The sequence below is a fragment of the Candidatus Blochmannia festinatus (nom. nud.) genome (genome assembly GCF_059936355.1).
Genome location: NZ_CP012116.1, coordinates 275,082 through 300,836 on the forward strand (window position 1 = coordinate 275,082; position 25,755 = coordinate 300,836).

At 24.5% G+C, this 25,755-nt stretch carries 18 protein-coding genes; 11 read left to right on the forward strand and 7 right to left on the reverse strand.

Going from position 1 to position 25,755, the window contains the following annotated elements; all coding sequences use genetic code 11:
• The first annotated feature begins 58 nt into the window (after positions 1-58).
• Both fbaA and rpiA read left to right on the forward strand, forming a co-directional pair.
• Positions 59-1,135 (forward strand): class II fructose-bisphosphate aldolase, encoded by a 1,077-nt coding sequence (fbaA, locus tag Bfest607_RS01295; protein ID WP_500838507.1) that lies wholly within the window; start codon positions 59-61, stop codon positions 1,133-1,135.
• 251 nt (positions 1,136-1,386) lie between these two features.
• Complete coding sequence (gene rpiA / locus Bfest607_RS01300; protein WP_500838508.1) at positions 1,387-2,055, forward strand: ribose-5-phosphate isomerase RpiA; 669 nt, start codon at positions 1,387-1,389, stop codon at positions 2,053-2,055.
• 192 nt (positions 2,056-2,247) lie between these two features.
• Here the strand turns inward: rpiA and Bfest607_RS01305 are convergent, their stop codons facing one another.
• Both Bfest607_RS01305 and zapA read right to left on the reverse strand, forming a co-directional pair.
• Positions 2,248-2,844: a 5-formyltetrahydrofolate cyclo-ligase gene (locus tag Bfest607_RS01305; protein WP_500838580.1), complete on the reverse strand. Its 597-nt coding sequence runs from the start codon at positions 2,842-2,844 to the stop codon at positions 2,248-2,250.
• 99 nt (positions 2,845-2,943) lie between these two features.
• Entirely contained in the window at positions 2,944-3,288 is a 345-nt protein-coding gene (gene zapA / locus Bfest607_RS01310) for a cell division protein ZapA (RefSeq protein WP_500838509.1), read from the reverse strand.
• Between the two features lie 562 nt (positions 3,289-3,850).
• On the opposite strand from zapA, the gene Bfest607_RS01315 reads away from it, so the two are divergent.
• A complete protein-coding gene (locus Bfest607_RS01315) occupies positions 3,851-5,041 on the forward strand; it encodes an FAD-dependent monooxygenase (protein ID WP_500838510.1) in 1,191 nt (396 codons plus the stop codon).
• A 461-nt stretch (positions 5,042-5,502) separates the two neighbouring features.
• Here Bfest607_RS01315 and ygfZ read toward each other — a convergent pair whose 3' ends face one another.
• Positions 5,503-6,504, reverse strand: a complete 1,002-nt coding sequence (gene ygfZ / locus Bfest607_RS01320) for a tRNA-modifying protein YgfZ (protein ID WP_500838511.1) — start codon at positions 6,502-6,504, stop codon at positions 5,503-5,505.
• 235 nt (positions 6,505-6,739) lie between these two features.
• Between ygfZ and prfB the strand changes: the two genes are divergently transcribed.
• The 6 genes from prfB to recC all read left to right on the forward strand — a co-directional run bounded on the left by prfB (position 6,740) and on the right by recC (position 16,159).
• On the forward strand, positions 6,740-7,795 hold the full coding sequence (gene prfB, locus Bfest607_RS01325; RefSeq protein WP_500838581.1) for a peptide chain release factor 2: 1,056 nt from the start codon (positions 6,740-6,742) through the stop codon (positions 7,793-7,795).
• Complete coding sequence (gene lysS / locus Bfest607_RS01330; protein ID WP_500838512.1) at positions 7,795-9,348, forward strand: lysine--tRNA ligase; 1,554 nt, start codon at positions 7,795-7,797, stop codon at positions 9,346-9,348. Before prfB ends, lysS begins: the two co-directional genes overlap by 1 nt.
• 178 nt (positions 9,349-9,526) lie before the next feature.
• Entirely contained in the window at positions 9,527-10,810 is a 1,284-nt protein-coding gene (gene lysA, locus Bfest607_RS01335) for a diaminopimelate decarboxylase (protein ID WP_500838513.1), read from the forward strand.
• 214 nt (positions 10,811-11,024) lie between these two features.
• Positions 11,025-11,498 carry an RNA pyrophosphohydrolase gene (rppH, locus tag Bfest607_RS01340; protein WP_500838514.1) on the forward strand — a complete coding sequence of 158 codons (474 nt, stop codon included), beginning with the start codon at positions 11,025-11,027 and terminating at the stop codon, positions 11,496-11,498.
• Positions 11,499-11,639: 141 nt separating this feature from the next.
• Positions 11,640-12,500 carry a prolipoprotein diacylglyceryl transferase gene (lgt, locus tag Bfest607_RS01345; RefSeq protein ID WP_500838515.1) on the forward strand — a complete coding sequence of 287 codons (861 nt, stop codon included), beginning with the start codon at positions 11,640-11,642 and terminating at the stop codon, positions 12,498-12,500.
• Positions 12,501-12,739: 239 nt separating this feature from the next.
• Positions 12,740-16,159, forward strand: a complete 3,420-nt coding sequence (recC, locus tag Bfest607_RS01350; RefSeq protein ID WP_500838516.1) for an exodeoxyribonuclease V subunit gamma — start codon at positions 12,740-12,742, stop codon at positions 16,157-16,159.
• Between the two features lie 53 nt (positions 16,160-16,212).
• Here the strand turns inward: recC and recD are convergent, their stop codons facing one another.
• The 4 genes from recD to map all read right to left on the reverse strand — a co-directional run bounded on the left by recD (position 16,213) and on the right by map (position 23,800).
• Positions 16,213-18,177, reverse strand: coding sequence for an exodeoxyribonuclease V subunit alpha (gene recD, locus Bfest607_RS01355; protein WP_500838517.1), 1,965 nt, complete (start codon positions 18,175-18,177; stop codon positions 16,213-16,215).
• A 226-nt stretch (positions 18,178-18,403) separates the two neighbouring features.
• Positions 18,404-22,039 carry an exodeoxyribonuclease V subunit beta gene (gene recB, locus Bfest607_RS01360; protein WP_500838518.1) on the reverse strand — a complete coding sequence of 1,212 codons (3,636 nt, stop codon included), beginning with the start codon at positions 22,037-22,039 and terminating at the stop codon, positions 18,404-18,406.
• Between the two features lie 97 nt (positions 22,040-22,136).
• On the reverse strand, positions 22,137-22,958 hold the full coding sequence (dapD, locus tag Bfest607_RS01365) for a 2,3,4,5-tetrahydropyridine-2,6-dicarboxylate N-succinyltransferase (RefSeq protein WP_500838582.1): 822 nt from the start codon (positions 22,956-22,958) through the stop codon (positions 22,137-22,139).
• 65 nt (positions 22,959-23,023) lie between these two features.
• Positions 23,024-23,800 (reverse strand): type I methionyl aminopeptidase, encoded by a 777-nt coding sequence (gene map / locus Bfest607_RS01370; RefSeq protein WP_500838519.1) that lies wholly within the window; start codon positions 23,798-23,800, stop codon positions 23,024-23,026.
• A 351-nt stretch (positions 23,801-24,151) separates the two neighbouring features.
• Here map and rpsB point away from each other — a divergent pair, with 351 nt between their 5' ends.
• Together rpsB and tsf are read left to right on the forward strand one after the other, a co-directional pair.
• Entirely contained in the window at positions 24,152-24,850 is a 699-nt protein-coding gene (rpsB, locus tag Bfest607_RS01375; protein WP_500838520.1) for a 30S ribosomal protein S2, read from the forward strand.
• Between the two features lie 67 nt (positions 24,851-24,917).
• Positions 24,918-25,730: a translation elongation factor Ts gene (tsf, locus tag Bfest607_RS01380; RefSeq protein WP_500838521.1), complete on the forward strand. Its 813-nt coding sequence runs from the start codon at positions 24,918-24,920 to the stop codon at positions 25,728-25,730.
• The last annotated feature ends 25 nt before the right edge of the window (positions 25,731-25,755 follow it).

The window sequence follows — 25,755 nt, forward strand, 5'->3', positions numbered from 1 at the left end:
CATTCTGTTATGTTATAAATATGAATTATTTAATTATAAAATATAAAGTGATGTATAAATGACTAGTATTTTCAAATTTATAAAACCTGGAGTAATTTTTGGTAATGATATGCAGAAATTATTTGATTTAGCGAAAAAAAATAATTTTGCATTACCTGCGGTAAATTGTATAGGAATTGATTCAATTAATGCGGCTTTAGAAGCGGCTTCTAATGTAAAATCTCCAATTATTTTGCAATTTTCAAATAAAGGATCAGCTTTTATGGCAGGATACGGGTTAAATAATGAAAATTGTTCAGCATCAGTTTTGGGAGCTATTGCAGGTGGTTTATATGTCAATCATATGTCTGTTCATTATGGTATTCCAGTTATTTTACATACTGATCATTGTACTAAAAAATTTTTACCTTGGATTGATGCCTTATTAGATTTTAGTGAAAAGCATTTTGCTATGACTGGGAATCCATTGTTTTCTTCACATATGATTGATTTATCTTTAGAACCATTAGAAGAAAATATCAAAATCAGTTCAAAATATTTAAATCGGATGGATAAATTAAATATGACTTTAGAAATAGAGTTAGGTTGTACTGGTGGAGAAGAAGATGGTATCAATAATAATGATTTAGATCATTCTTTTTTATATACTACTCCAGAAGATGTAGCTTATGCTTATGAAAAATTGCATGTGATTAGTCCTAGATTTATGATAGCCGCATCATTTGGTAATGTTCATGGAGTATATCAACCTGGAAATGTACGATTAAATCCAAAAATCTTAGAAAAATCTCAAAAATATATTTCTAGTAAGTTTGGATTATCTAAAAATTTTTTAAATTTAGTATTTCATGGGGGATCTGGTTCAACTATAGAGGAAATTAAAAAAGCAATTACATATGGAGTAGTAAAGATTAATTTTGATACTGATGTACAGTGGGCTTCTTGGGAAGGAGTCTTAAGGTATTATAAAAAAAATAAAAACTTCCTTCAAACTCAATTAGGTAATCCAAATGACGATAATTTTCCAAATAAAAAATTTTATGATCCTAGAATATGGATTAGAGAAAGTCAAAAATCAATGATTAAATATTTAGAAAAAATATTTTTTATATTAAATTCAACTAATGTTTTGTAGGTATTTGTAATAAAAATATATTAAATAATATAATGAATTTGAAAGATTATATATTATATTGCTTATGCATAAATTAATTATAGTTTTTATATAAAGAAGATTTTCAATAAATACTATTAAGTGATATTTAAATATCATGTTTAATGTAATATTGTTTTTTATAAGAACTATTTTAGAACTTGGGTTTATTTTTATTAAATTGATCAATTTTTTAGTAAATCTAAATATTTATTGAAAATAATAAGAATTATATGGAACAAGATAAATTAAAAGAAACAGTAGGATGGGCAGCATTAAAATATATCAAATTTAATACTATTATAGGTGTAGGAACAGGATCCACTATTTCATATTTTATTAAAGCATTGGGTAGTATAAAAGAAAAAATAGTTGGAGTAGTATCTAGTTCGAAACATTCATCAACTCAGTTAAAACAAGTAGGAATTCCAATATATGATTTTAATCATATAGATAATCTTGATATTTATATTGATAGTGCAGATGAAATTGATGAACATATGCAAATGATTAAAGGAGGTGGTGGCGCTTTAACTCAAGAAAAAATTCTTGCTTTTGCTTCAAAAAAATTTATTTGTATTATTGATAGTAGCAAACAAGTAAATGTATTAGGTCGTGGGCCATTACCGGTAGAAGTAATCCCAATGGCTCGCACCTTAGTAGCTAAAGAATTAATTCGTTTAGGTGGATTGCCAGAGTATCGTTATGGTGTAATTACTGATAATGGCAATAATATTTTAGATGTATATAATATGAATATAATTAATGCTTCTTTATTAGAGGAAAAAATTAATAATATCCCTGGAGTAGTGAGCGTAGGTATTTTTGCTCATAGAAAAGCAGATGTTGTGTTGATTAGTGGTAAATATGGAATAAAAGTAGTAGATAATAACTCAAATTAGTTATCGTTTTGTAAATAAAATAAGAAAGATTATAAAGTTTTTTATATTTTTGTTAATTAGTATTTAAATATAATGGTATGAAACAATGTTTATTTAAGTTTGATTAAATTTTGATGTATTAATTATTTTATATATAATGTAAATGGATTATTTTGTTATCTTTATTTATAAATAAAGATGTTATAAGTTATTTCAATATAAGAAGGATGGGGTAATAATTGTAGATAATTTTACATCCCATTGTTCTATAGGTAAACAGTGGTTTGGGATTTTTTGAAAGTCGTATCCTAATCCTATGTATACACAATTTTTCATGTGATACTTCCAATATTGCAATGTTCTGTCGTAAAATCCTCCACCCATACCTAATCTATTTTTTTGTTGATCAAACGCGACTAATGGAATAAATAATATATCCAACAATTGTATAGGGATTGTATAAATATTATTATTTTTGTATTTGGGTTCATATACATTTAATCGATTACGAATAAGAGGTGTGGAGAAGGTATATTGTACGAATGATAAGCATTGAGGTTGTATGTGTATGTCTGGCAATACTGGTAGATATATTATTTTTTTCATGAGTAATAAAGTTTTAATAAGTAAATCGGTATGTATTTCTCCGTCAGTTGAAATAAAAATTGCTATATTGGTGGCCTGATATATATGATTTAAATTTATAATTTTATTGGTTATTAATTGAGCTGCTACATATTTTTCTGAAAAAGTCAAGGTATGTCTTAAAGAACGCATGTATGTGCGGATTTTTTTTTTATTTGTATTGATTTTTTAAGTGTACTCATATTGTGTATTGTCATTTATTTAATAATGGTAATATTATTTATTGATATAGTTTAGGAGTAATAAGATAAATTTATTAAATTTTTAAGTATGTTTAGAATATTCCAAAGTTAAATTAGGATTCTCTGTCAGAGAATCATGTGTTGTTAAAGCTTGTTCAATAGTTTGTTGTGCTATTAATAAATGTTGTTTAACATTTGATGCATATTTGATTGTTTTTAATTTTTCTTGGGTCAATTCATGACAAATGTTTAAAGCAGTTATAAATATTAATTGTTCAGAATTGGTTACTTTTGTTTTAATTTTTAAATCATGTAAGCGTTGAGTCAAATCTTTTACTGCTTTGTTTAAAGCATCTTTTTGATGAGAAGGGCAATTTATTCTTAATGTTCGTCCAAAAATTTGAATATCTATTGGTTTGTCAGACATATACGATAACTCCACTTTTATTGTTATTTATTTTGTTTATGTATATTAATTTATTAAAACTAATTATGTGTATAATCGTGGATAACTTTTTTGTTTTATTATTTTTTTTATTTGTATCTCTCTTATTAAATATATTATGTATTCTATATGAAATAGTAAATACATTTAATATTATAGTAATTATTATAAAATATACAAATATAAGTTAATTGATTTTTTTATTAAAATACAAGATAAAATAGAGTAAATGTATTTTTATTATTGATTTATTATAGTTATTTATGTATTAAAGTTTATGATTATTTTTATCAAATATTGTTATACAATTATTTGTTATTTATATTTCAAGTAACTATAAGGATAAAATTCTAATATTTGATATTTTTAATTCTATATTTAGTTTAAGAATTATTATATAAAATATAATTTAAATTAAAAAATTAATGAAAATGAAAAAAAATTTGAAAGATATTAATTTTGTTGTATTAAGTAATAGTGATCGAGTACTACTATATTACATATATATATGTCTATTTTATATTTTGGTAAGTAAAATTATACAATGTCTATTGTAATAAATGGTGGTGGAATAATAGGATTAATTTTAGCATTAAAATTATCTAATTTAACTCAAGGAAATTTAAAAATTTCGTTAATAGAGCAAAATTCATTTTATCTTTGTAAAAATAAATTTCTTGAAAAGAATCCTGGTGCCATTGCATTATCTAGAGGAGCATATTTTGAGTTAATTAAAATCGATACTATTGCTTCTGTTTTATCATCTTATTCTTCTGTTGTAGATAAAATAGAAATTAGCGAGCACAGTAGATTTAGTACAGTTTTTCTTCATGCTCAAGATTATCATGTATCAGAATTAGGTTATATTATACAATTGTTTCCTATTAGGAAACAATTGTATAATATTTTATATCAACAACCTGGTGTCACTGTGTATTGTGATAGCACAATACAACGTATTATACAAAAAAAATCATATAATATTGTTTTTTTAAGTAATGGAGAAAAAATAATTTCGAAATTAATAGTTGCAGCGGATGGGGCTTGTTCAAATCTAATTGATTATTATGGTATCCAACAATTTAAGCGAGATTACCATCAAACAGCAGTAGTAACGGAAGTAACTACTGCTATATCTCATAATGGTCAAGCATTCGAAAGATTTACTCCTTTAGGACCTTTAGTATTTTTGCCAATGATTAATAGTAATGTAAGTTTTATTATTTGGTGTATATCAAAAAAAAGAGATCAAGAAATTTTAAAATACAAAAATGATAAATTTTCTAAAGTATTACAAAAAATGTTTGGATGGAAATTAGGTAAAATTTTACATATAAAAAAACGATATTTTCATGATCTTTGGTTAATATATTCAAAAAATCATATTGCTTACAGATTAGTATTAGTTGGAAATTCAGCGCAAAAATTACATCCTATAGCAGGACAAGGGCTTAACATTGGTATTCGAGATATAATGGTTTTATCCAAAATTGTTTATCAAGCATTACTAAATAATACAGATATTGGAGATTATTCTGTACTTGATTTGTATCAAAAATATAGACGTTTTGATCAACTTAAAACCATTGCAGTAACGGATGGTTTAATTAATTTATTTGGAAAGCACTATTTACCGTTAATTATTGCTAGAAATTTTGGATTATTTTGTATTGAACATAGTTCTTTTTTAAAGAACTATGTTATAGAGAAAGCATTATTTTGGAATATAAATTAATTTTTATTATTTATTATTTATAATAAATAATAAATAATAATTAGAAATTTGCATTTATTATTATTTTGTGTATGTATAAATACATTTTTTATATTAGTTTAATTAAATTTTTTGGTATATCAGATTAAATATATTTAGCAAGTAAGTGTGATAAGAGCCGGGTACAAATTTTTAGTGTAGGTTTGACATTCTTATTATTTTATAATTTAGCTGTTTTTATTTTGAAATATAAATGAAAAATGTGTAAGGTCAGTATACGGTATTTAATATTTTCAAAGATTATAAGACATTAACAAATACACAGAAGGTTATTTTAATTTAAAACTGTCATTGAAATGTTTTATATGATTCATATACTACTATAAGTTAAATAATATTTCTATTCTTAGTTTTTAAATAATTAATTTAATGTCATTGATATATATAAATTTAGTTGTGTTTTAATTGTAAAAATTGTATTTTTAAATTTTATTGAGAATTAAATCGTAAGAACCTTGGGAAGTTTGAATGTATAGTTGATTGTTGTTTAGTATTGGTTTATTATGTATTATTGCTTGTATCCAAAAGTTATTTTTTTCTATCTGACAGGATTGTAATACGGTTCCCACTTTTTTACGGTATTTATTTTTCATTTGGATTGTTAAATCATCACCTATAATAGGTAATCGATTGTGTTTATCCCAATTTATAGTTCCTGTTAACTTACGTAATATCTGTTTATTTAGTTTATAATGTTGGATTCGTGCAATTAATTCTTGACCTAGGTAACAACCTTTATTAAAACTAATTCCTCCTAATAAGTCCATATTAGCTGATTGAGGAAAAAAACATTCACTTGTTGTAAGATCAATATATGGATATCCTGCCTCAATATCCAAAGACATCCATTGATAATAATTATTATATTGAGCAGATAGCGAATTAGCTTTTTTTAGTAAAGAAGTAAATAACAAATTATCTTCAATAATTAATAAAAATCTTTCTTGTGGTAAAGGAAAATAAAGTAAGCTAATTCCTTCATAGTGTACTATTGTGTTTTTTTGATCTGGCAGTGTTTTGAAAAATGTATTTAAATATTTTTTTGTATTTAATCCAGCTATCCCAATAAGGATTATATTATAGATTGGAGCGATAGTTACATCAGAAAATATTGCATATTTTTTCATGAATTCAATTTGTTTGTGGCATATATTTTTAGGCTCAATGAATACTAGTTCATTTTTTTTTGAATAAAACACATACATATTAGTAATCATTTTTCCTTGAGAATTACAATGAGCAGAAAAAATGTATTTATTTTTATTTAAATTTTTAATATCACAAGTAAACTGATTGTGTAAATACTGTATAGAATCTGTTCCATTTAATCTTATTAGTATCCAATTTTCTAAAGATATTATGGTCAAAGGTAATATTGAAGAAGGCATTGATAATTTTTTAGGGAAAATTACATTAGGTAACATTTTTAAATTTATTAAAAATTAATTATGATATTTTTTCTAAGATCACTGTGTTATTATTGTTAATAATATAATTTTTGTGTACATAAATTATATGTAATGTATTGTGCGCTAATATTATACAAAAAAAGATACTTTATGTAAATTTATATGCAAAAATAAATTATTTTTATAAGGATCAAAATAAAAATGATTGTTAGCTTTGATATGACTCAACAAAAACTTAAAAAAGCTTTAGATAAAATACGTGTTTTTAAAGATAATTTTTGACTATGATCATAAAAAGAAATTGTTGAAAAATATGAAAGTTAAATTAGAATCTGTTAGTACATGGAAAAATTTGGATGAAGCAAAAATTTTAAATAAACAATTTTTTTCTTTAGATTCATTAATACAATTAATAGATAAGATTTTTAAAAATTTAACAGATTTAAATGATTTAATGAAATTAACAAAAGATGGAGATTCTCTAATTGAAGAAATTTATAATCAATTAATTGGTTTAGAGAATATGTTTGATCAATTGGAAGTATATCAAATGTTTTCTAACAAATATGATGATTGTAGTTGTTATATAGATATTCAATCAGGATCAGGAGGAGTGGAAGCGCAGGACTGGGCAAATATGTTATTGCGTATGTATTTAAAATGGTTAAGTAATAAAGGTTTTTATGCTAAAATTACTTCAGAAATTGTAGGAGAATTTTCAGGAATAAAATCTGCTACTGTTAAGATAGTAGGATCTTATGCATATGGGTGGTTAAAAACAGAGTCTGGTGTGCATAGGTTGGTTCGTAAAAGCCCTTTTGATTCTGGTGGAAAAAGGCATACGTCTTTTGCTTCGATTTTTGTGTATCCAGAATTAGATGATGATATTAATATTGATATTAAATCGGAAGATTTGCGTATTGATGTCTATAGAGCTTCTGGAGCTGGAGGTCAACATGTTAATAGAACAGAATCTGCTGTTCGAATTACTCATATTCCAACTAATGTTGTAACTCAATGTCAAAGTGATAGGTCTCAACATAAAAATAAAAATCAAGCAATTAAGCAGCTTAAGGCAAAATTATATAATTTAGAATTACAAAAAAAAAAAATTGAGAACAAAATAAGGGAAAGTGAAAAATTAGGTATTACATGGGGGAACCAAATACGATCTTATATCTTAGATAATTCTAGGATTAAAGATTTACGAACAGGTTTAGAAAAACGTGATGTTAAAGCTGTGTTAAATGGGGATTTGGATGATTTTTTAAAAATGAGTATAAAAAAATTAAATAAAATTACATAATGTCTAAGCATATTGATTTTAAAAATTATTTGTATCAAAAAGAATTAAATTATAATAATGATGAATTTTTAGTTCGTCAAAAAAAGTTGTTGGAAATACGGAAAATGGGTATTGCGTTTCCTAATAAATTTCGTCGAAATTATACTTCCAATCAATTACATAAAAAGTATGCTCATAAGACTAAAGAAGATTTAACTATTCTTAATTTAGAAGTAAAAATTGCAGGTCGTATAATAGCTCGACGAATTATGGGAAAAGCATCTTTTCTTGTGTTAAGAGATGGAGATTGTTGTATTCAATTATACATAACTATTAATTCATTAGAATTTAAGCAAATGTATGAAAATAATTTAAAACAATTAGATTTGGGAGATATAATTGGAGCGCAAGGTATATTATTTAAAACTCGCACTGGGGAATTATCTATACGCTGTTATGGTATTATTTTGCTTTCTAAATCTTTGCGTTCGTTACCAAGTAAATTTCATGGTTTAAATAATTTAGAAATAAAATATCGTCAAAGATATGTAGATCTAATGTCTAATGAGCAATCTTTTAAAATATTTAAAAAACGTTCTTTGATTATATATAAAATACGACAATTTATGCAAAAACATGATTTTATTGAGGTAGAAACACCAATGATGCATACAATTCCAGGGGGAGCGATAGCTCGTCCTTTTATGACTTACCATAATAAATTAAAGATGAATATGTATCTTCGTATTGCTCCGGAATTATATTTAAAGAAATTAATAGTAGGTGGTTTTGATAAAATATTTGAAATAAATCGTAATTTTAGAAATGAAAGTATATCTCCATATCACAATCCTGAATTTACTATGATGGAAATTTATATGGCTTATTCTGATTATCAAGATATGATGTGTTTTACTCAAAAACTATTTACAGAATTAATAAAAAAAGTGTCAAAAAACTATATTGTTAAATACGGTGAGTATAATTTAAATTTTAAAGAGCCTTTTACACAAATGACCATAAAAGAGGCTATTATGTATTATTTACCGGAAGTTAAATCAAAAGATATAAATAATATATCAACTATTGTTGATATATTAAAAAAATTTAGCATCCAATTTGATAAAAGTTGGTCATTAGAAAAATTACATATAGTTCTTTTTGAGGAAATAATATCTAATAAAATTATTCAGCCAACTTTTATTACTCATTATCCAACAGAATTATCTCCATTAGCACGGTGTAGTGATAATGATCCAAAAGTTACTGATCGTTTTGAATTATTTATTGCTGGATGTGAAATAGGTAATGGTTTTTCAGAATTAAATGATCCAGATGATCAAAAAGATAGATTTTTAAAACAAATACAAAAAAAGTTGGCTAATAATGAGAATATAGCAGATAATGGTACAAATATTCTTAATTGTTACGATATAGATTATATAACTGCATTAGAGTATGGTTTGCCTCCTACTGCAGGAATAGGAATAGGTATCGATCGGTTAATAATGTTATTAACTAATCAACATAATATTCGTGATGTGATTTTGTTTCCTACTTTGCGTCCAAAATAAGTATAGTGTATATAGTGTGATGTTGTATTATTAATTATTATTGTCAATGCAAAGATATTTATGTTTTATATTAATTTAGTTTATTGCTAATATGATTAATTGAAGATAAATATATGTAATGTTTTATTTTAGATTTTTAATTTTTTAGTATTAATATTTTAAATATATAAAATTTATTATGTCTCCAAATGTTATTAATGAATTGTTACGCGTTCAAAATTATAGTAACTTGAAGAAATTATATCAAAAATACAAGGGTCCTGTATGGGTATATGATGCATCAATTATTGTTAATCGTATTATTCAATTGAAACAATTTGATATAATACGTTTTGCCCAAAAATCTTGTTCTAATATTCATATTTTAAAACTTATGAATAATAATGGGGTCAAAATTGATGCTGTTTCATTAGGAGAAATAGAGCGTGCGTTATTAGCTGGTTTTAAATTTGGTAAAAAAAAATCTGACATTGTTTTTACTGCAGATATTTTAGAAGAAGAAACTTTATTAAGAATATTAGAATTAAATATTCCTGTTAATATAGGATCTATTGATATGATAATTCAGTTAGGATCACGATCTCCTGGTCATGAAATATGGATGCGTATAAATCCAGGATTTGGTTATGGTCATAACAATAAGACCAATACTGGAGGAGAAAATAGCAAACATGGAATTTGGTATGAAGATATACCTATAGCTTTGTTTTATATTCGTAGATATAATCTTCAATTAATTGGATTACATATGCACATTGGATCTGGAGTGCATTATAATCATTTATCTAAAGTGTCAAGTATAATGGTAGAACAAATTTTAAAATATGAGATAGATTTAAAAGCTATTTCTTCTGGAGGAGGATTATCAATACCGTATAAATTTAATGATGAAGTTATTAATATAAATAATTATTTTAATATTTGGAATAATGCAAGAAAACATATTAGTACATATTTGAATCACTCAGTAAATTTAGAAATTGAACCTGGTCGGTTTCTTGTAGCTGAATCAGGAATATTAATTGCTCAAATTCGTGCAGTAAAGAACATGGGAAGTCGACGTTTTGTATTAATAGATGCCGGGTATAATGATTTAATGCGTCCTATTTTATATGGTAGTTATCATCATATTTCATTAGTTCCTCAAGCAGATAATGATGAAAATACTATAATATCTCAAGAAGAATTCAGTGATGTAGTAATAGGTGGTCCCTTATGCGAATCAGGAGATATTTTTACTCAAGGAGCAAATGGAGAGGTTTTATCTAGAAGATTGCCTTCTTCAGTTAAGGTTGGAGATTATCTAATTTTTCATGATACTGGAGCATATGGAGCTTCAATGTCTTCAAATTATAACACTCGTCCATTACTACCGGAAATTTTATTGGAAAATGGTGAATTTAGAGAAATTAGACGAAAACAAAAACTAGAAGAGTTATTTTCTTTAGAAATTTTCAACTAAAATATATAAAGTAATAAAGATATTTTAAAATGCATTTATGTTAAATATAAATTGTTATGTTTGTTGTTTTGTTTAAAAGTAAAAATTGATTTTTATGTAAAATTTAAATATTAAAGTTATTAATACTGAGTCGATAATGACAAAAGCATTGTTTATTAACAGTATATGAATTAAAGTTTATTATTAGATTTTGACAAATTGAGGTAATGGAGTAGTGATTGATAGCAATGGGTATCGATTAAATGTAGGAATAGTATTATGCAATGCATATGGACAAGTATTTTTAGGAAAAAGACATAAGCAACGTTCTTGGCAATTTCCTCAAGGAGGAATTGATGTTGGAGAAACTCCAGAACAAGCAATGTATAGGGAATTATTCGAAGAAACAGGGTTAAATTATTATGATGTGTGTATATTATCAGCTACTCGTTGTTGGATAAGTTATAGATTACCTACGTCATTAATACGATGGAAAATTCAACCTGTATGTTTTGGTCAAAAACAAAAATGGTTTTTGTTAAAATTGTTATCTAAGGATACTAAAATTAATATGCAATACGGGGGTAGTGATACATTTGATTCTTGGAAGTGGGTTAGTTTATGGTATCCAATACGGAGGGTAGTTTTTTTTAAAAAACATGTGTATAGAAAAGTTATGAAAGAATTTGTTAAATTAATTTTATCTTAATAATTTGATAGGTTATTTTATTTTATAAAAGTTTAATATTAGTAATTTTATTTTTTGAATATATACTATTTTATTTTACAAGTTAAGTGAATATAATAAAGAAAATATTTTATATCTAATATGTACAGTTAGTTTATTAATATGCAATATTTTTACGCTCCAAACTTTGATCCTGTTATGCTTAGAGTAGGCCCAATTTCATTGTATTGGTATGGTATGATGTATGTGTTAGGGTTTATGTTTGCTATATGGTTATTAACTCATCCTAAGTATCCCTTAAATACATTTTTTTGCAATAAGAAAGAAATAGAGTATTTATTATGTTTAAATTGTTTAGGGGTTTTAATAGGAGGTCGAGTTGGATATGTATTATTTTATCAATGGCCCTTTTTTTATTATCAAAATATATTGTGGATCTTAAAAATTTGGGAAGGTGGAATGTCTTTTCATGGTGGGCTATTAGGCGTAATAATATCAGTAAAATGGTTTTCGTATTATAAAAAGCAATCTTTTTTTCAGATATCTGATTTTATAGTGCCTGCAGTTCCGTTTGGTTTAGGATTAGGAAGATTAGGTAATTTTATTAATGGAGAATTATGGGGACGAGTAACTACTGATGTGCCTTGGGCTATGTTATTTAGTAATTCTTTTTATCAAGATCTAATAGAGCTTAGAAATCATCCAGAGTGGAATGTATTATTTAATTATTATGGAGCGCTGCCTAGACATCCGTCTCAATTATATGAAATGATTCTGGAAGGTATAATTTTATTTATTTTTATTCAGTTATATATTTTTAAACCAAGACCTGTTGGCAGTGTATCGGGATTATTTTTGATTTTATATGGGCTATTTCGATTAATTGTAGAGTTTTTTCGTCAACCTGATAGTCATATAGGATATATTGGTAATATTGTTACTTTAGGACAAATTTTATCTTTACCTATGATTTTATTTGGAGGATCAATTATAATTGTTTCTTATAAAAATTTTTTTAAATAAATTTTTGTAGAATTTAGTATAAGTATTTTAATTATTATGCATTAATTGGTTTGCAACAATATTATATAGGTATAGATATTATTGTTTTTTGTATTCTTTTAATATTATAATTATATGTTTGATTAAATGATAATCAGAGTATGTTTGTATTTATGATTCGTAAATCAATAGAAATATATTTTTTTATATAAAAGAATGTGTTTTATAAATATTTTTAGTTTTTTATTTGTCCTGAAATTATGTTTACAGTTTATCATTCTAATTGTATAGAGTTATTTATGAAATTTGTAACTGATATAATCTCACACTATCAGTTATCAAATCCTTTAAATCCCGAAATTATATTAATAGAGCATAAAATTACAGCACGATGGATAGAAAAAGAATTGACAAGTAATTTTGGGGTTTCAGCAAATATAAAATTTATTAATATGCAAGCTTTTATACAGAAAATTTCTGTAGATATATTATCTATTAAAAGTAGTGTGATCATCAGCAATTTTTGTGATGATTCTATGTATTGGAAATTCATGGAAATTTTACCCAAATTATATTTGAATACACAATGTTCTATTATTCAAAAATATTTAAGTTTTGATTTTCATCAAAAAAAACTTAGTCAACTTTCTGAACAATTAGTTGATTTATTTTCAGAATATTTAATATATAGACCGGATTGGTTAGATATATGGAAATCTAAAAAATTGATAGATAATTTAGATGATGGAGGGCATCAAATTTGGCAATCAGAGGTATGGCGTATATTTTTAAATGATATGCAGCAAAAATTACAAAAATTTAATTCTGTGTATCATTGTATGTTATTTTTGGAGAAAAATTTTAATAATATCAATTGGAATAAATTGCCTAATAGAATTTTTATTTATGGTATTACTTCTATTCCATTGATATATTGGAGAATATTAAAATTATTGAGTAATCGAATTGATATTTATTTATGGATTATTAGTCCATGTGAAAATAATTGGAATCAAAAACAATATTGCGATATATCTAAGTTTGTGAAGAATAATATCATTTATGACGATAATCGATTTGATAACAATAATATTTATAGACAGTTTAAATACCATTTATTGAATTCTTGGGGGAAAATTGGTAAAGATACGTTATCTTTATTATCTCAATTTCAGCCATTGTTTGAAATTAAGGCTTTTAGATATCCTCAAACAAATTCTATATTGCATGTTTTACAAAGAGATATTTTAAAATTTCAAAATAAACATTTAGATAATATAGAAGAGTTATCTTCTGATTTAATGGAAAAAACAATCCTTCAAAAGTGTATCTTAAATCCATCAGATCAATCTATTACTTTTCATAAATGTTACAACGTTCAACGAGAAATAGAGGTTTTACATGATAATTTATTATTAATGTTATCTAATGATCCAAATTTATTACCCGGTGATATAGTAGTAATGGCACCTAACATTAATAATTATATTTCAGAAATTAAAACTGTTTTTAATAACGTATTTAACAGAAAATTACCATTTTCTATTTCTAGTAATATTAATGATAGTATTCATCCAATTATATCTAGTATTTTAAGTATATTAGACTTATCAAATAGTCGTTTTACTGCTGAAGAGATTTTATCACTTTTATCAGTATCATCTATTGCTTCTAAATTTAATATTAATGATGAAGAAATAAATATATTACGTTTATGGGTAAAAGAATCTGGAATTAGATGGGGTTTAGATGAAAGTACTATTAAAAATTTGAATATGCCAATTACTGATCAGAATACTTGGTACTTTGGATTAAAAAGAATATTGTTGGGTTATGCAATAAAAAGTAAGAATAGTAGTGGATTATGGGAAAATATTTTTCCATATGATTATGTACATAAAGAATGTATAAATATTATTACAGGATTAGTAAAATTTTTAGAAACATTAAAAAAATGGAGGAATCGTTTAAATTATTCTTATACATTAAAACATTGGTTATTGAATTTTCAAGAAATTATTGATGATTTTTTTTGTATTAATGAATTAGATGTAAAAGATAATAAAGCTTTATTTGTATTAAAAACTCATTGGATTAACATTTTAGACGTAGGTATAAAATTGGGATATTCTAATACTGTTTATATTAGCATATTAAGAGATAAATTGATCCATAAATTAGAAAAACAAAGAATGAATTCTCAATTTTTGCCAAATGTTATAAACTTTTGTAATATTACTCCCATATGTTTTATTCCTTGTAAAATTTTATGTCTTATAGGTATGAATGTTGATGTATATCCTAGATATACATTTTTGTATGATTTTAATTTAATGCGAAAAGAAATAAGATGTGGAGATGATAATATACGACAGGAAAATGATTATTACATATTTTTATTATTATTTTTATTACCTAAAATTCGAATATATTTTAGTTTTATAAATCAATTTATCAATGGAGTAAATATTAGTAATCATTCATCAATACTAATTAGTGAGCTTATAGAATATATTGCTCAAAATTTTTGTTTAATAGAAAATCAAAATTTAAATGTGCAAAATAATATTAAATATATACAAAAGCATTTATTTTATACTTATAGTCAAATGCCATTTAGTTTTGTTAATTTTACTTTAAATTCTAAAACGCCTAGTTTTGCTAATGAATGGATATGTGCTGCTAATGTTGATGAAAATTCAGACATGTTATTAACTGATTTTGATTTTATTAGTTCATTACCATATATTAGTATATCTACAGTGTTATTTAATGATTTATTTAATTTTTATAAACATCCAGTGCGTATGTGGTTTCAAAAACGTTTACATGTATATTTTTATCAATATAAGTATAATAAATTATTTAATGATGAAGTTTTTTCTGTAAATGCATTATGTAGGTTTAAAATTAATACAAAGTTACTTAATTATTTAATATATAAAAAAGATATTAATGTATTATATGATGAAATTTATGCATCTGGTATGTTTCCTCGTGAAGCATTTAGCAGAGTATATTGGATAAAGCAAGTGGAACAAATGAGTATTTTAGCAGATCAAATTAAAAAATATTATTTACCTAACTCTAATACAGTGCTTGATTTAAATATTTTTTTAGAATTTCAAAATGTTATTTTGACTGGTAAGTTAAGTTCAGTTCCAATAAATGGATTGATACGTTGGAAATCTTCTAAACTTTCTATGCAGGATTGTTTTTTAATGTGGTTGGAACATTTAGTATATTGCGCTTCAGGAGGAAATGGAGATAGTAGATTGTTTGGTATTAATAGCATATGGCATTTTCCTTATTTTAATAGAATACAAGCAAAAGAGTTATTATTTCCTTTAGTTACAGGTTATTGCTCAGGAATTAATATTCCTTTGATATTATTATATAAATCTGGAGGTACTTGGATGAACTGCATGTTTAATTGGAATGACAAAATTATTTATTCAAATCAGATTACTCAAAAGAAAGCTAGACAAAAATTGATACAGGTATGGCAGGGTAATAATATTATTAATAAATCTTTTTATGATGGTATTGGCGAAAGTCACGATTTTTATTTAAGAAAACTTATTCCATTTGACTTAAAGGAAAAACATATACAAATAATTACTGATAATGCAAAATATTATTTTTTAAATGTTATGAAATATAGAATATTTGGGATGTAATGAATTTAATTAAAATTTTTAATATTTATAAAAAATGATTTTTAAATGAAGTTTTAAGGTAAATTAGAAAATGAATAAGTATTATTTTTTATTCTATCAAGTAATCCACTGTAACGTTGGGTAATAGAATTAATGGTATGTATTAATACATCATTTGTTGCATATAAAATAAGTTGTTGTTGAGCTCTAGTAATAGCAGTATAAAGTAGTTCTTTTGTTAAGATTGCTGTGTGTATATTAGGTAATATGATAGCAATTTTTTTAAATGAAGATCCTTGAGATTTATGTATAGTAATTGCAAAACATGTTTCATAATCTGGTAATTGATTAGTTTGTATTATTTTAATTTGATTGTTTGGTAGAAGAAAATAAGCAGATAAACGATCTTGACGAATGTCAGGTAATAAAATTCCAGTATCTCCATTGCATAATTCTAGTAATGGTTCGTTACGTAGAATAATTATAGGTTTTCCTATATAATTACCTGAATTATTTTGTGTTATCAATTTGTTTTGATAAAGAACTTGTTCAATATAATAATTTAATTTTATTGACCCAAACAGTCCATGCCTAAATGCACATAATATTCTGTATTTATCAAATATTTTCAAGATGTTTATTATAGATGTTTTTTTAAATTGTATACTGTTTAAATAATGATGATATTCTTTGGAACAATTTATGATCATATTAATATAATCTTTTTCATTTTTAAGATGTATGTAAGATAAATCAGTATATTTTTTTGAATTAAGTATAGATAATGTTTGTTCATAATCACCTAGGTTTACAGCAGCTGCTACTTGTCCTATCCCAGAATTTTTATCGAATCTATAATTTTTATTTAGAATGCATATTCCGTCAGAAATATTATTACTATAAGAGTATTGTGTACTATTAGAATGATTAGCAGTGAAGATATCAGAAGAACATTGAATAAATTCTATGAGTTTTTTTTGAAGTTTGTCAGAATATTGAGTATTAGAAAATTGACATATGTCTTTAAAAACAGATCCAGGTTCTATTGAATATAACTGATGATGATCTCCTGAAAAAATAACTTTTGCGTGTGTAGGTAAAATTTCAATTAATTGAGATAACATAAATGAACTTAGCATAGAAGATTCGTCAATAATTATGTAATCTACATCTAAAGTATTACAATAATTATATTGATTTTCTTTTTGTTGAGCAGAAGCATTGTTAATTAAATTGTGTAAAGTAGTAGCTTTTAATTTTAATATATGTGTATAAATGTTATTTAATTGATTAAAATTATTTAATTTATTATAACAAGAAAAGGTTAAAATGTTTGCTGCTTTTCCTGTTGGAGCAATCATTTTTATACGTAAGTTATTATCATATAATAATAGTGCTGTAATTATTGTAGCTATAGTTGATGTTTTTCCAGTACCAGGACCTCCAGAAATTAATATTCTAGAATTTATAAAACTAAGGGCGGTAGCTATTTTATGCCAATTGATTTGTTGTTGATCATAAGAAGTTTCAGGAAATAATTGTTGTATAATATATATTATTTTAGTAGGAAAATGTTGATTAAAATCGTTATAAGAGTTGTTAAAAAAATTAGCTATCGTGCATTCATCTTGCCACATTCGATATAAATATAAATAATTATTATCTAATACTAAAGGAGAGGTATATGTCCCATTTCCTACTGCAGATAAAGATAATAAAATTTCTTGCCAATCATCTATTGATAATTTTTTTATTTTTTGTAAAGTTTTGAAGTCTAACAATGCATGATAGTGTTGATGTAATTTATTAGAAGCAAGTATATGTATAGGTAAACAAGTATGCCCTAGTCTAACATGTGTACTTAAATACGCACTAGATAACATTAATATTGTTTTTTTTATATTCTTAATATTGTTATTATAACTTTGGTAATTTTTAGAATCAAATACCGATTCAACTAGTGTTTTAGCAAATTGCAGATCTAAAGCATTATTGCATAAATTTGTGTTTAATTTATATGTAAATAATTTTTTTTTCATATTCTATATAGTTGGTTTATGTTTTTATAAGAAATTAAATAATATTATGTAGTAATGTTTTTAAAATATAATTTTTAGTTAATTTAAATTTTAAATATCAATAATATACAAAATTTTTGTGTAATCTATTTTGATTTTTATAGTTTAAAATTATTATGTGCAATAATTTTGTAAATTTATTTATTTAATTGTTTGAAATATTGTTATAATAAATAAATTTCACAATTTAAGAAATAAGGGTATTTAGTTTTTGTATGAATTTCCAGGATGGACGGTGAAAAAAAATACCATTCTTGTGTGATATACCATCCATTCCTCTTATGAATAAATAATAAATCCCTCCAAAATGTTGTTCATAATCATACAAGATTATTTTATGTTTTAAAAATCTATGTATGGCTATAGTATAAAATTGATATTGTAATTCGTAACGATATTTAATGATAGCTAATTCTATAGAAGCGCGATTGTAGCAAGAATTATTTGTTCCTAACCAATTGGTTTTATAATCCAATAAGTAATATTTATTGTTCCAATAAAACACTAAATCAATAAATCCTTTTAACATTCCAGTAATATCTGGAAAATTGATTACAGGAGATCGACAAGATAATTGATCATAGTGTTGACATAAAGAATTTAATTTTTGAGATGTTAGATAATTATTAATAGATAAATTAAATTTCATTTCAGTTTTTTTATTTAAAGCACGAATTTTTGAAAGAGTTAAATTTTGCTGATTAATTGGAGTATTTATAATGGTGTAAATCCATTTCTGGATTAGCGATCGCCAATTTGAATGAATATTATATCTTGCCATTTGCATGTGAAGCCATTGTGTGTCTATGGTTTTTTTAAAAATTAAAACTTTTAGAAGATCATGAAAAAAAATTCCATATATTTTCCCTTTAGGAAAGGTATGAACTGTTAGCAAATTTAATTGAGTATTTTTTTTTTCTGTAAAATTAGAATGTAAATTAACTTCATATAATTCCTGAGGATTTAAATGCAATAATGTAGAATAGTTAATATTGGTAGAGTTATTGTTAATAGATTTTAAATGACTGTAACTTGTGATTTGCCACGAATTATTGTAAATTTGTGTTGATGAAGGTTTCCATATTTTAGAAAATAAATTAAATTGAGGTTTTGTAGTAGATTGTATTGTTGTGTTAAATGTATTCTTTTGAGTTGTGTTTTTAGAAATTATACGAAAAGAAATATTTCGATTAGATCGAACACTAAGTTTTTGTAAGTATTCTTGTAATGACTTTGCAGTATCAGGTGTATTGTTTTGAATTAAATATCCTAAAGCACTTCGATGTAAATCTGTAGGTTTATTGAATGTATTTTTATTGTATTTATAAATTAAAGGAGCTATACCTATAGAACAATGATAAATACTACGTGTTACGGCTACATATAATAATCTTAGATCTTCTGATAAACGATCTGTATCTAGTAAATTTGTGGTATATTTTAATAGATGATGGTTATTTTTCAGATTTAATTGGTATTCTTCTAATTGAGTAGTAAAAGTTGTTTTTTTATTAAGATTAAAGTTTGCTGCAAATGGTAGTAATGTTAATGGGAATTCTAATCCTTTAGATTTGTGTATCGTACTGATTTTTATACAATTGTGATCATCTGTATTAGATCGTATCATATAATTAGTGAATTCTTTTTCATATTGGTTTGGAGGTTGGTTTATTTTTGATTCCAACCACATTATTAATTCGTATTCAGTATTAAATTGTTTTGAAACATTATTTAATAATTCTCCTAAGTGTAAAATATTGATTAGATTATACTTTCCTGATGATGTGGATAGTAATTTTTCAGGAATTTTATAATCCAAAATTATTTTTTGAATCATAGATAATATATTATTATTTTTCCAAATAGAATAATATTTAGAAAATTCATCAATTATTTGATCCCATTTTAATACATTATTGTAAATATTATTTATATGTAATGAATTTAATCCAAAAAAAATTGTTGTAAGAGCAGGATAAATGGTTTCTTGTTTTGGAAACAAAATAGCTCTTAATAATAATAATAATTCATAAGATTCTATCGTTTCAAAAATACTTTTTCGAGTAGATAAAAATATGGTAGATATATTAATTTTTAATAATTCTAATCTAATTAAAGTAGCTTCTAAATAATCGCGTACTAAAATAGTAATATCTGATATTTGAAGTGATTTTTTAGAACTATTAGTTTTTAACCAAATTGATTTATTTTTTATATGATATATAAATTTGTTTAAAGTTATAGCACATTCTTTTGCCATGATAGTTTTATAATCGTTTTTAGTAACACATTTATTTATGTATAACCAGAAACACATAGATGATTGAGGTTTATTATTTATTATGAGTTGATGCATACTATTTTTATAAGCAAATTTTGATTCAATAAACGGAATATCTTTAAATATAAAAGGATAGTTATTAGTGGTAGATTGAAATAGTGTATTGACAGCGTTAATCATGCCAGGAGATGAACGCCAATTAATATTTAAATTATATTTATAAGACAAACTTCGACGTATTTTCATATATGTAGATACATCAGCTCCTCGAAAACTATAAATTGCTTGTTTGGGATCTCCTATTAAGATTAAACCATTTTTTTTAGATTTATTAGAATACAATGCATAAAATATTTTATATTGGTTGAAATCAGTATCTTGAAATTCATCTATTATTGTAACTGGATAGTATTTTAGTATTTTTTTAGTTAATTTTTTATGTTTATTTTCAATACCGTTATTTAGCAAAATTGTAATAATACCATCAAAAGTTATTTGAGATTTTGAGGTAATGCCCATATGTAAATTGTTGTGAATATCATTTATCACTGTATTTAATATTAAAAATTTGAATGATGATAGTGTTTGATATAATTGCTCTATTGAATTGAATAAATAAAAAACGCTAAAATTTTTGGAATTTGTATTTATATTAAATATAGATGACCTGAAACGTTTTAAAATATGGGGTGTTATATGATTATGTGTTGGTTGTCTGATCCATTGTTCAATTATTTTTATCCATGTTATTAAATTTTTTTCGTTATATATTTTTTTATTAATATAATTACTATTGTTAATGGTACTAATTATTTTATTTTGTGTTCTTGACCATTGCGTCTTTATATTATTAATATAAATAAGTATTTGATTATAATATATAGAAATATGTTTATTTGGTTGGGTGAAACATTTAGAATACTGAATTTTAAAGTTTTTATTATATATTATATATGGATATACATCTTGTAATAATTCTTCTGGATTATTCCAAAATTCTTGAATAAAACTAGTTATATTAAGTGGTAATTCATAAAAATGACGTCTCCAAAAATCGAAACATATTTGACGATATAATATAGATTCATTTTCCACAATAGATGTATTAAATGGAATATTTAATTCTATGGTGTTTTCCGTTAATATTTTTTGGCAAAATCCATGAATAGTAAAGATTGATGCTTGATGTATTTCTTTTTCTGCCATATATAATAAATGAATGGCAAGGTCTATATTATGTATTTGTAGTAATAATTTTGAAAAAATATAATCATTACTATATTTATTAATACAATCCCATCGAAATTGTTGAATACTTTTTTTTATACGCTCTCTTAAATCATATGTTGCACTTTTACTAAAAGTTACAACAAGAATTTCTTTGACTGTCAGTGGAATTGTATAATTTGACTGAGTATTATGTAAATTTAATAATAATCTAAGGTAAATAATTATTAAATTATATGTTTTACCAGTTCCAGCCGATGCTTCAATCAATCTAATTCCATTTAAAGGTAAATGCAATACGTTTAAATCTTGCATAAAATTATGCAGCTGTTAACAACACTATAATTAAGATATATAAACTGAATACAGTTAATGTTCGTTGACTTTATGGAAAAATGTTTCGTTAATTATGTTATGGTTCACGTAACAAATCATTAATTTTAGTTTTATTTTTAGTTTTGGAATCTACTTTTTTTATTATTACTGCGCAATACGTATTAATTTTATTATTTGAATCTGGGATACTGCCAGAAATCACAACTGAACCAGCTGGAATATATCCATAATGTATTTTTTTAGTATCTCGATCATATATTTTAGTGCTTTGTCCAATAAAAACTCCCATAGAAATCACAGAACCTTCTTTTACTACAATTCCTTCTACTATTTCAGATCTAGCTCCAATGAAACAATTGTCTTCAATGATGGTGGGGTTAGATTGAATTGGTTCTAATACCCCTCCTATTCCTGCTCCTCCTGATATATGGGTATATTTTCCTATTTGTGCACAAGATCCTATAGTAGCCCAAGTATCAATCATTGCTCCTGTATCAATGTATGCTCCAATATTAACATAAGAAGGCATAATCACTGTATTATTAGATATATATGCCCCATATCGTACAGTAGCAGGTGGAACTATTCTTATTTTCTTCTCATTGAATTTGTTTTCACTCCATTTTTCGAATTTTGTTGGGCATTTGTCAAAAAATTTTGCGTTACCCCATGTCATTAATTTATTATCTGTAATTTTAAAAAATAAAACTATTGCTTTTTTCAGCCATTGATAAGTAATCCATTTGTTGTTAATTTTTTCAGAAATACGAAAAATTCCTTTATCTAAATTATCAATTGTGTTATGTATAGCATGACGCAAGATAGGATCTACATTGTGCTTTGATATGTATTCTTTTTGTGTAAAAGCATTTTCGATAATTTCTTTTAAGGAGTGTATGTTTTTTTCGTTCATAATCTAAAAATTATATCTTATCTGTATTATTTAAAATGAATGATAGAGTTTTAATATGGAAGAGTTTCGTTAGTTCTTTTTGTTAAAACTTCACATCCAGTGTTGGTAATAAGAACGGTATGTTCATACTGTGCAGATAAACTACCATCTTGCGTTCTGACAGTCCATCCATCATCCTCAGTATACACATAACGTTTTCCTGTATTTACCATAGGTTCAATGGTAAATACCATTCCTGATTTTAATATTATACCTTCATCATCAGCATCATAATTAAGAACATGAGGAGGTTCATGAAATAATTTACCAATTCCATGCCCACAATACTCTTTAACTATAGAAAAATTTTTTTTATCAACAGTTTTTTGAATGATTTGGCCAATTTTTTTTAATCTAATTCCTGGTTTAATTATCCCGATTGCTGCATATAGACTTTCTTGAGTAACTTGACATAGACAATTACTTAATTGGGTTGAATTACCTACTGTGAACATTTTTGAAGTATCTGCATGAAATCCTTGCTTAATAACAGTTATGTCTATGTTAATGATATCTCCATCTTTAAGTATTTGAGAACAACTAGGAATACCATGACAAACTACATCATTGATTGATGTACAAATGGACTTTGGAAATCCATTATAGCCAAGAGGTGCAGCAATAGCTTTTTGTACTTTGGTGATGTAATTATGGCAAATATTATTAATTTTTTCTGTACTAATTCCAGGAGAAATATATGGCTTAATCATTTCTAGTACCTCTGCTGCTAAACGACCAGCTATTCTCATTTTTTCTATATCTTGTGGTGTCTTAATAGAAATGTTCATAAGTATATGTAATTAAATTATTAATTAATATTTATAATACAACTTGTGTTTATGTGTTTTCATACATTATATATAATATATTATATGTACAAAATAATAATTATAATTAATAAAAATTAATGCATTATTATTGGTTTAATAATATACATTGATTTTATTAAAATCAATGTATATTGTCTATCTTATTAGAAATTTTTATTTTTTTAAAGTTTATAATTTTTGTAAAATTTAAAATTCAATATAGTTATAACAAGTCATAACGTAGTATAGTATATTTTCATTTATTTAAAAATGAAAATATAAAGTAATTCATTTAATAAATATTAAAATTAAATTAAATAGGATAAATATATGATAGAAAAACTTTCTATATATGAAATGCTACAGGCAGGGGTGCATTTTGGTCATCAGACTCGTTATTGGAATCCGAAAATGAAACCTTTTATTTTTGGGGTACAAAATAAAGTACATATTATTGATTTAGATAAAACTATAATAATGTTTAATAACGCTTTAATTGAGTTAAAAAAAATTGCAGCATCAAAAGGTAAGATTTTATTTGTAGGAACTAAACGTGCTGCTCGAGAATCGATAAAAAGTACTGCATTAATTTGTGGACAATTTTTTGTAAATCATCGTTGGCTTGGAGGTATGTTAACTAATTGGAAAACTGTACGTCAATCGATAAAACGATTAAAAGATTTGGAAAATCAATCTCAAGATGGTACTTTTAAAAAATTAACTAAAAAGGAAGTTTTAATTCTAAATCATGAATTAAGTAGTTTAGAAAATAGTTTAGGGGGGATTAAGAATATGGGAGGATTACCAGATGCAATTTTTACAGTAGGAGCAACTCACGAACATATTGCTATAAAAGAAGCAAATAGTTTGAAAATTCCAGTTTTTTCAATAGTTGATACCAATTCTAATCCGGATAGAGTAGATTTTATTATTCCAGGAAATGATGATGCTACTCGAGCTATTAATTTATATCTAAATATCATATCTAATGTCATATATCCAGATAATCTTAATAAGGAATTAGTCTAAAATTATATACTAATTATAAGTATATTATAATATTTTATATATTCAGCAATATAACCCAAGGAAAAAAATGAACATTATAAATAATGACCTTATTAAAGAATTACGTAGACGTACTAATGTTAGCATTATGAAATGCAAGCAAGCATTAATAAAATCAAATGGAAATATTGAATTAGCTATTGATAATTTGAGAAAATCTGGATTTAAAACTGATATCGTTAAATCAAATCGATTAACTGTATCAGGATTAATTGCAGTGAAAATTGCATCTAATAATAAAACAGGATTAATGGTTGAGGTAAATTGTGAAACTGATTTTGTAGCTCGAAATAATTTGTTTCAAGAATTTGTTAATACTATTATTAATACTGCATTAGATGAATCAATTACAGATATTAATTTGTTACGAACTAGACTTAAAGATCAACATTCTATTTTAATGAATAGTGTTGGTGAAAATATTAAAATTAACAAATTTATCGTATTAACAGGTGATTTTTTAAGTGCTTATGTACATAATGCGAAAATCGGAGTCATAGTAGATATTCTATTTGAAAAAGAAATAAATAAAATTTTTGCAAAACACATTGCTATGCATATTGCGGCTAATAATCCTAAATATATTTATATTGATGATGTTCCTGAAAAGGTTATACTGAAAGAATATAATATTCAAATGGATTTAGCAAGAGAATCTGTTAAATCACAAAAAATTTTAGAAAAAATTGTTACAGGGCGTGTAAATAAATTTATAGGTGAAATTGTATTAATGAAACAAAATTTTATTATGGATACTAATAAAATAGTTGAAAATATATTGGATGAGAAATACATTAAAATTAAAAATTTCATCCGATTAGAAATAGGATATAATAGTTAATTTTTAATTAATTATTATACTTCTA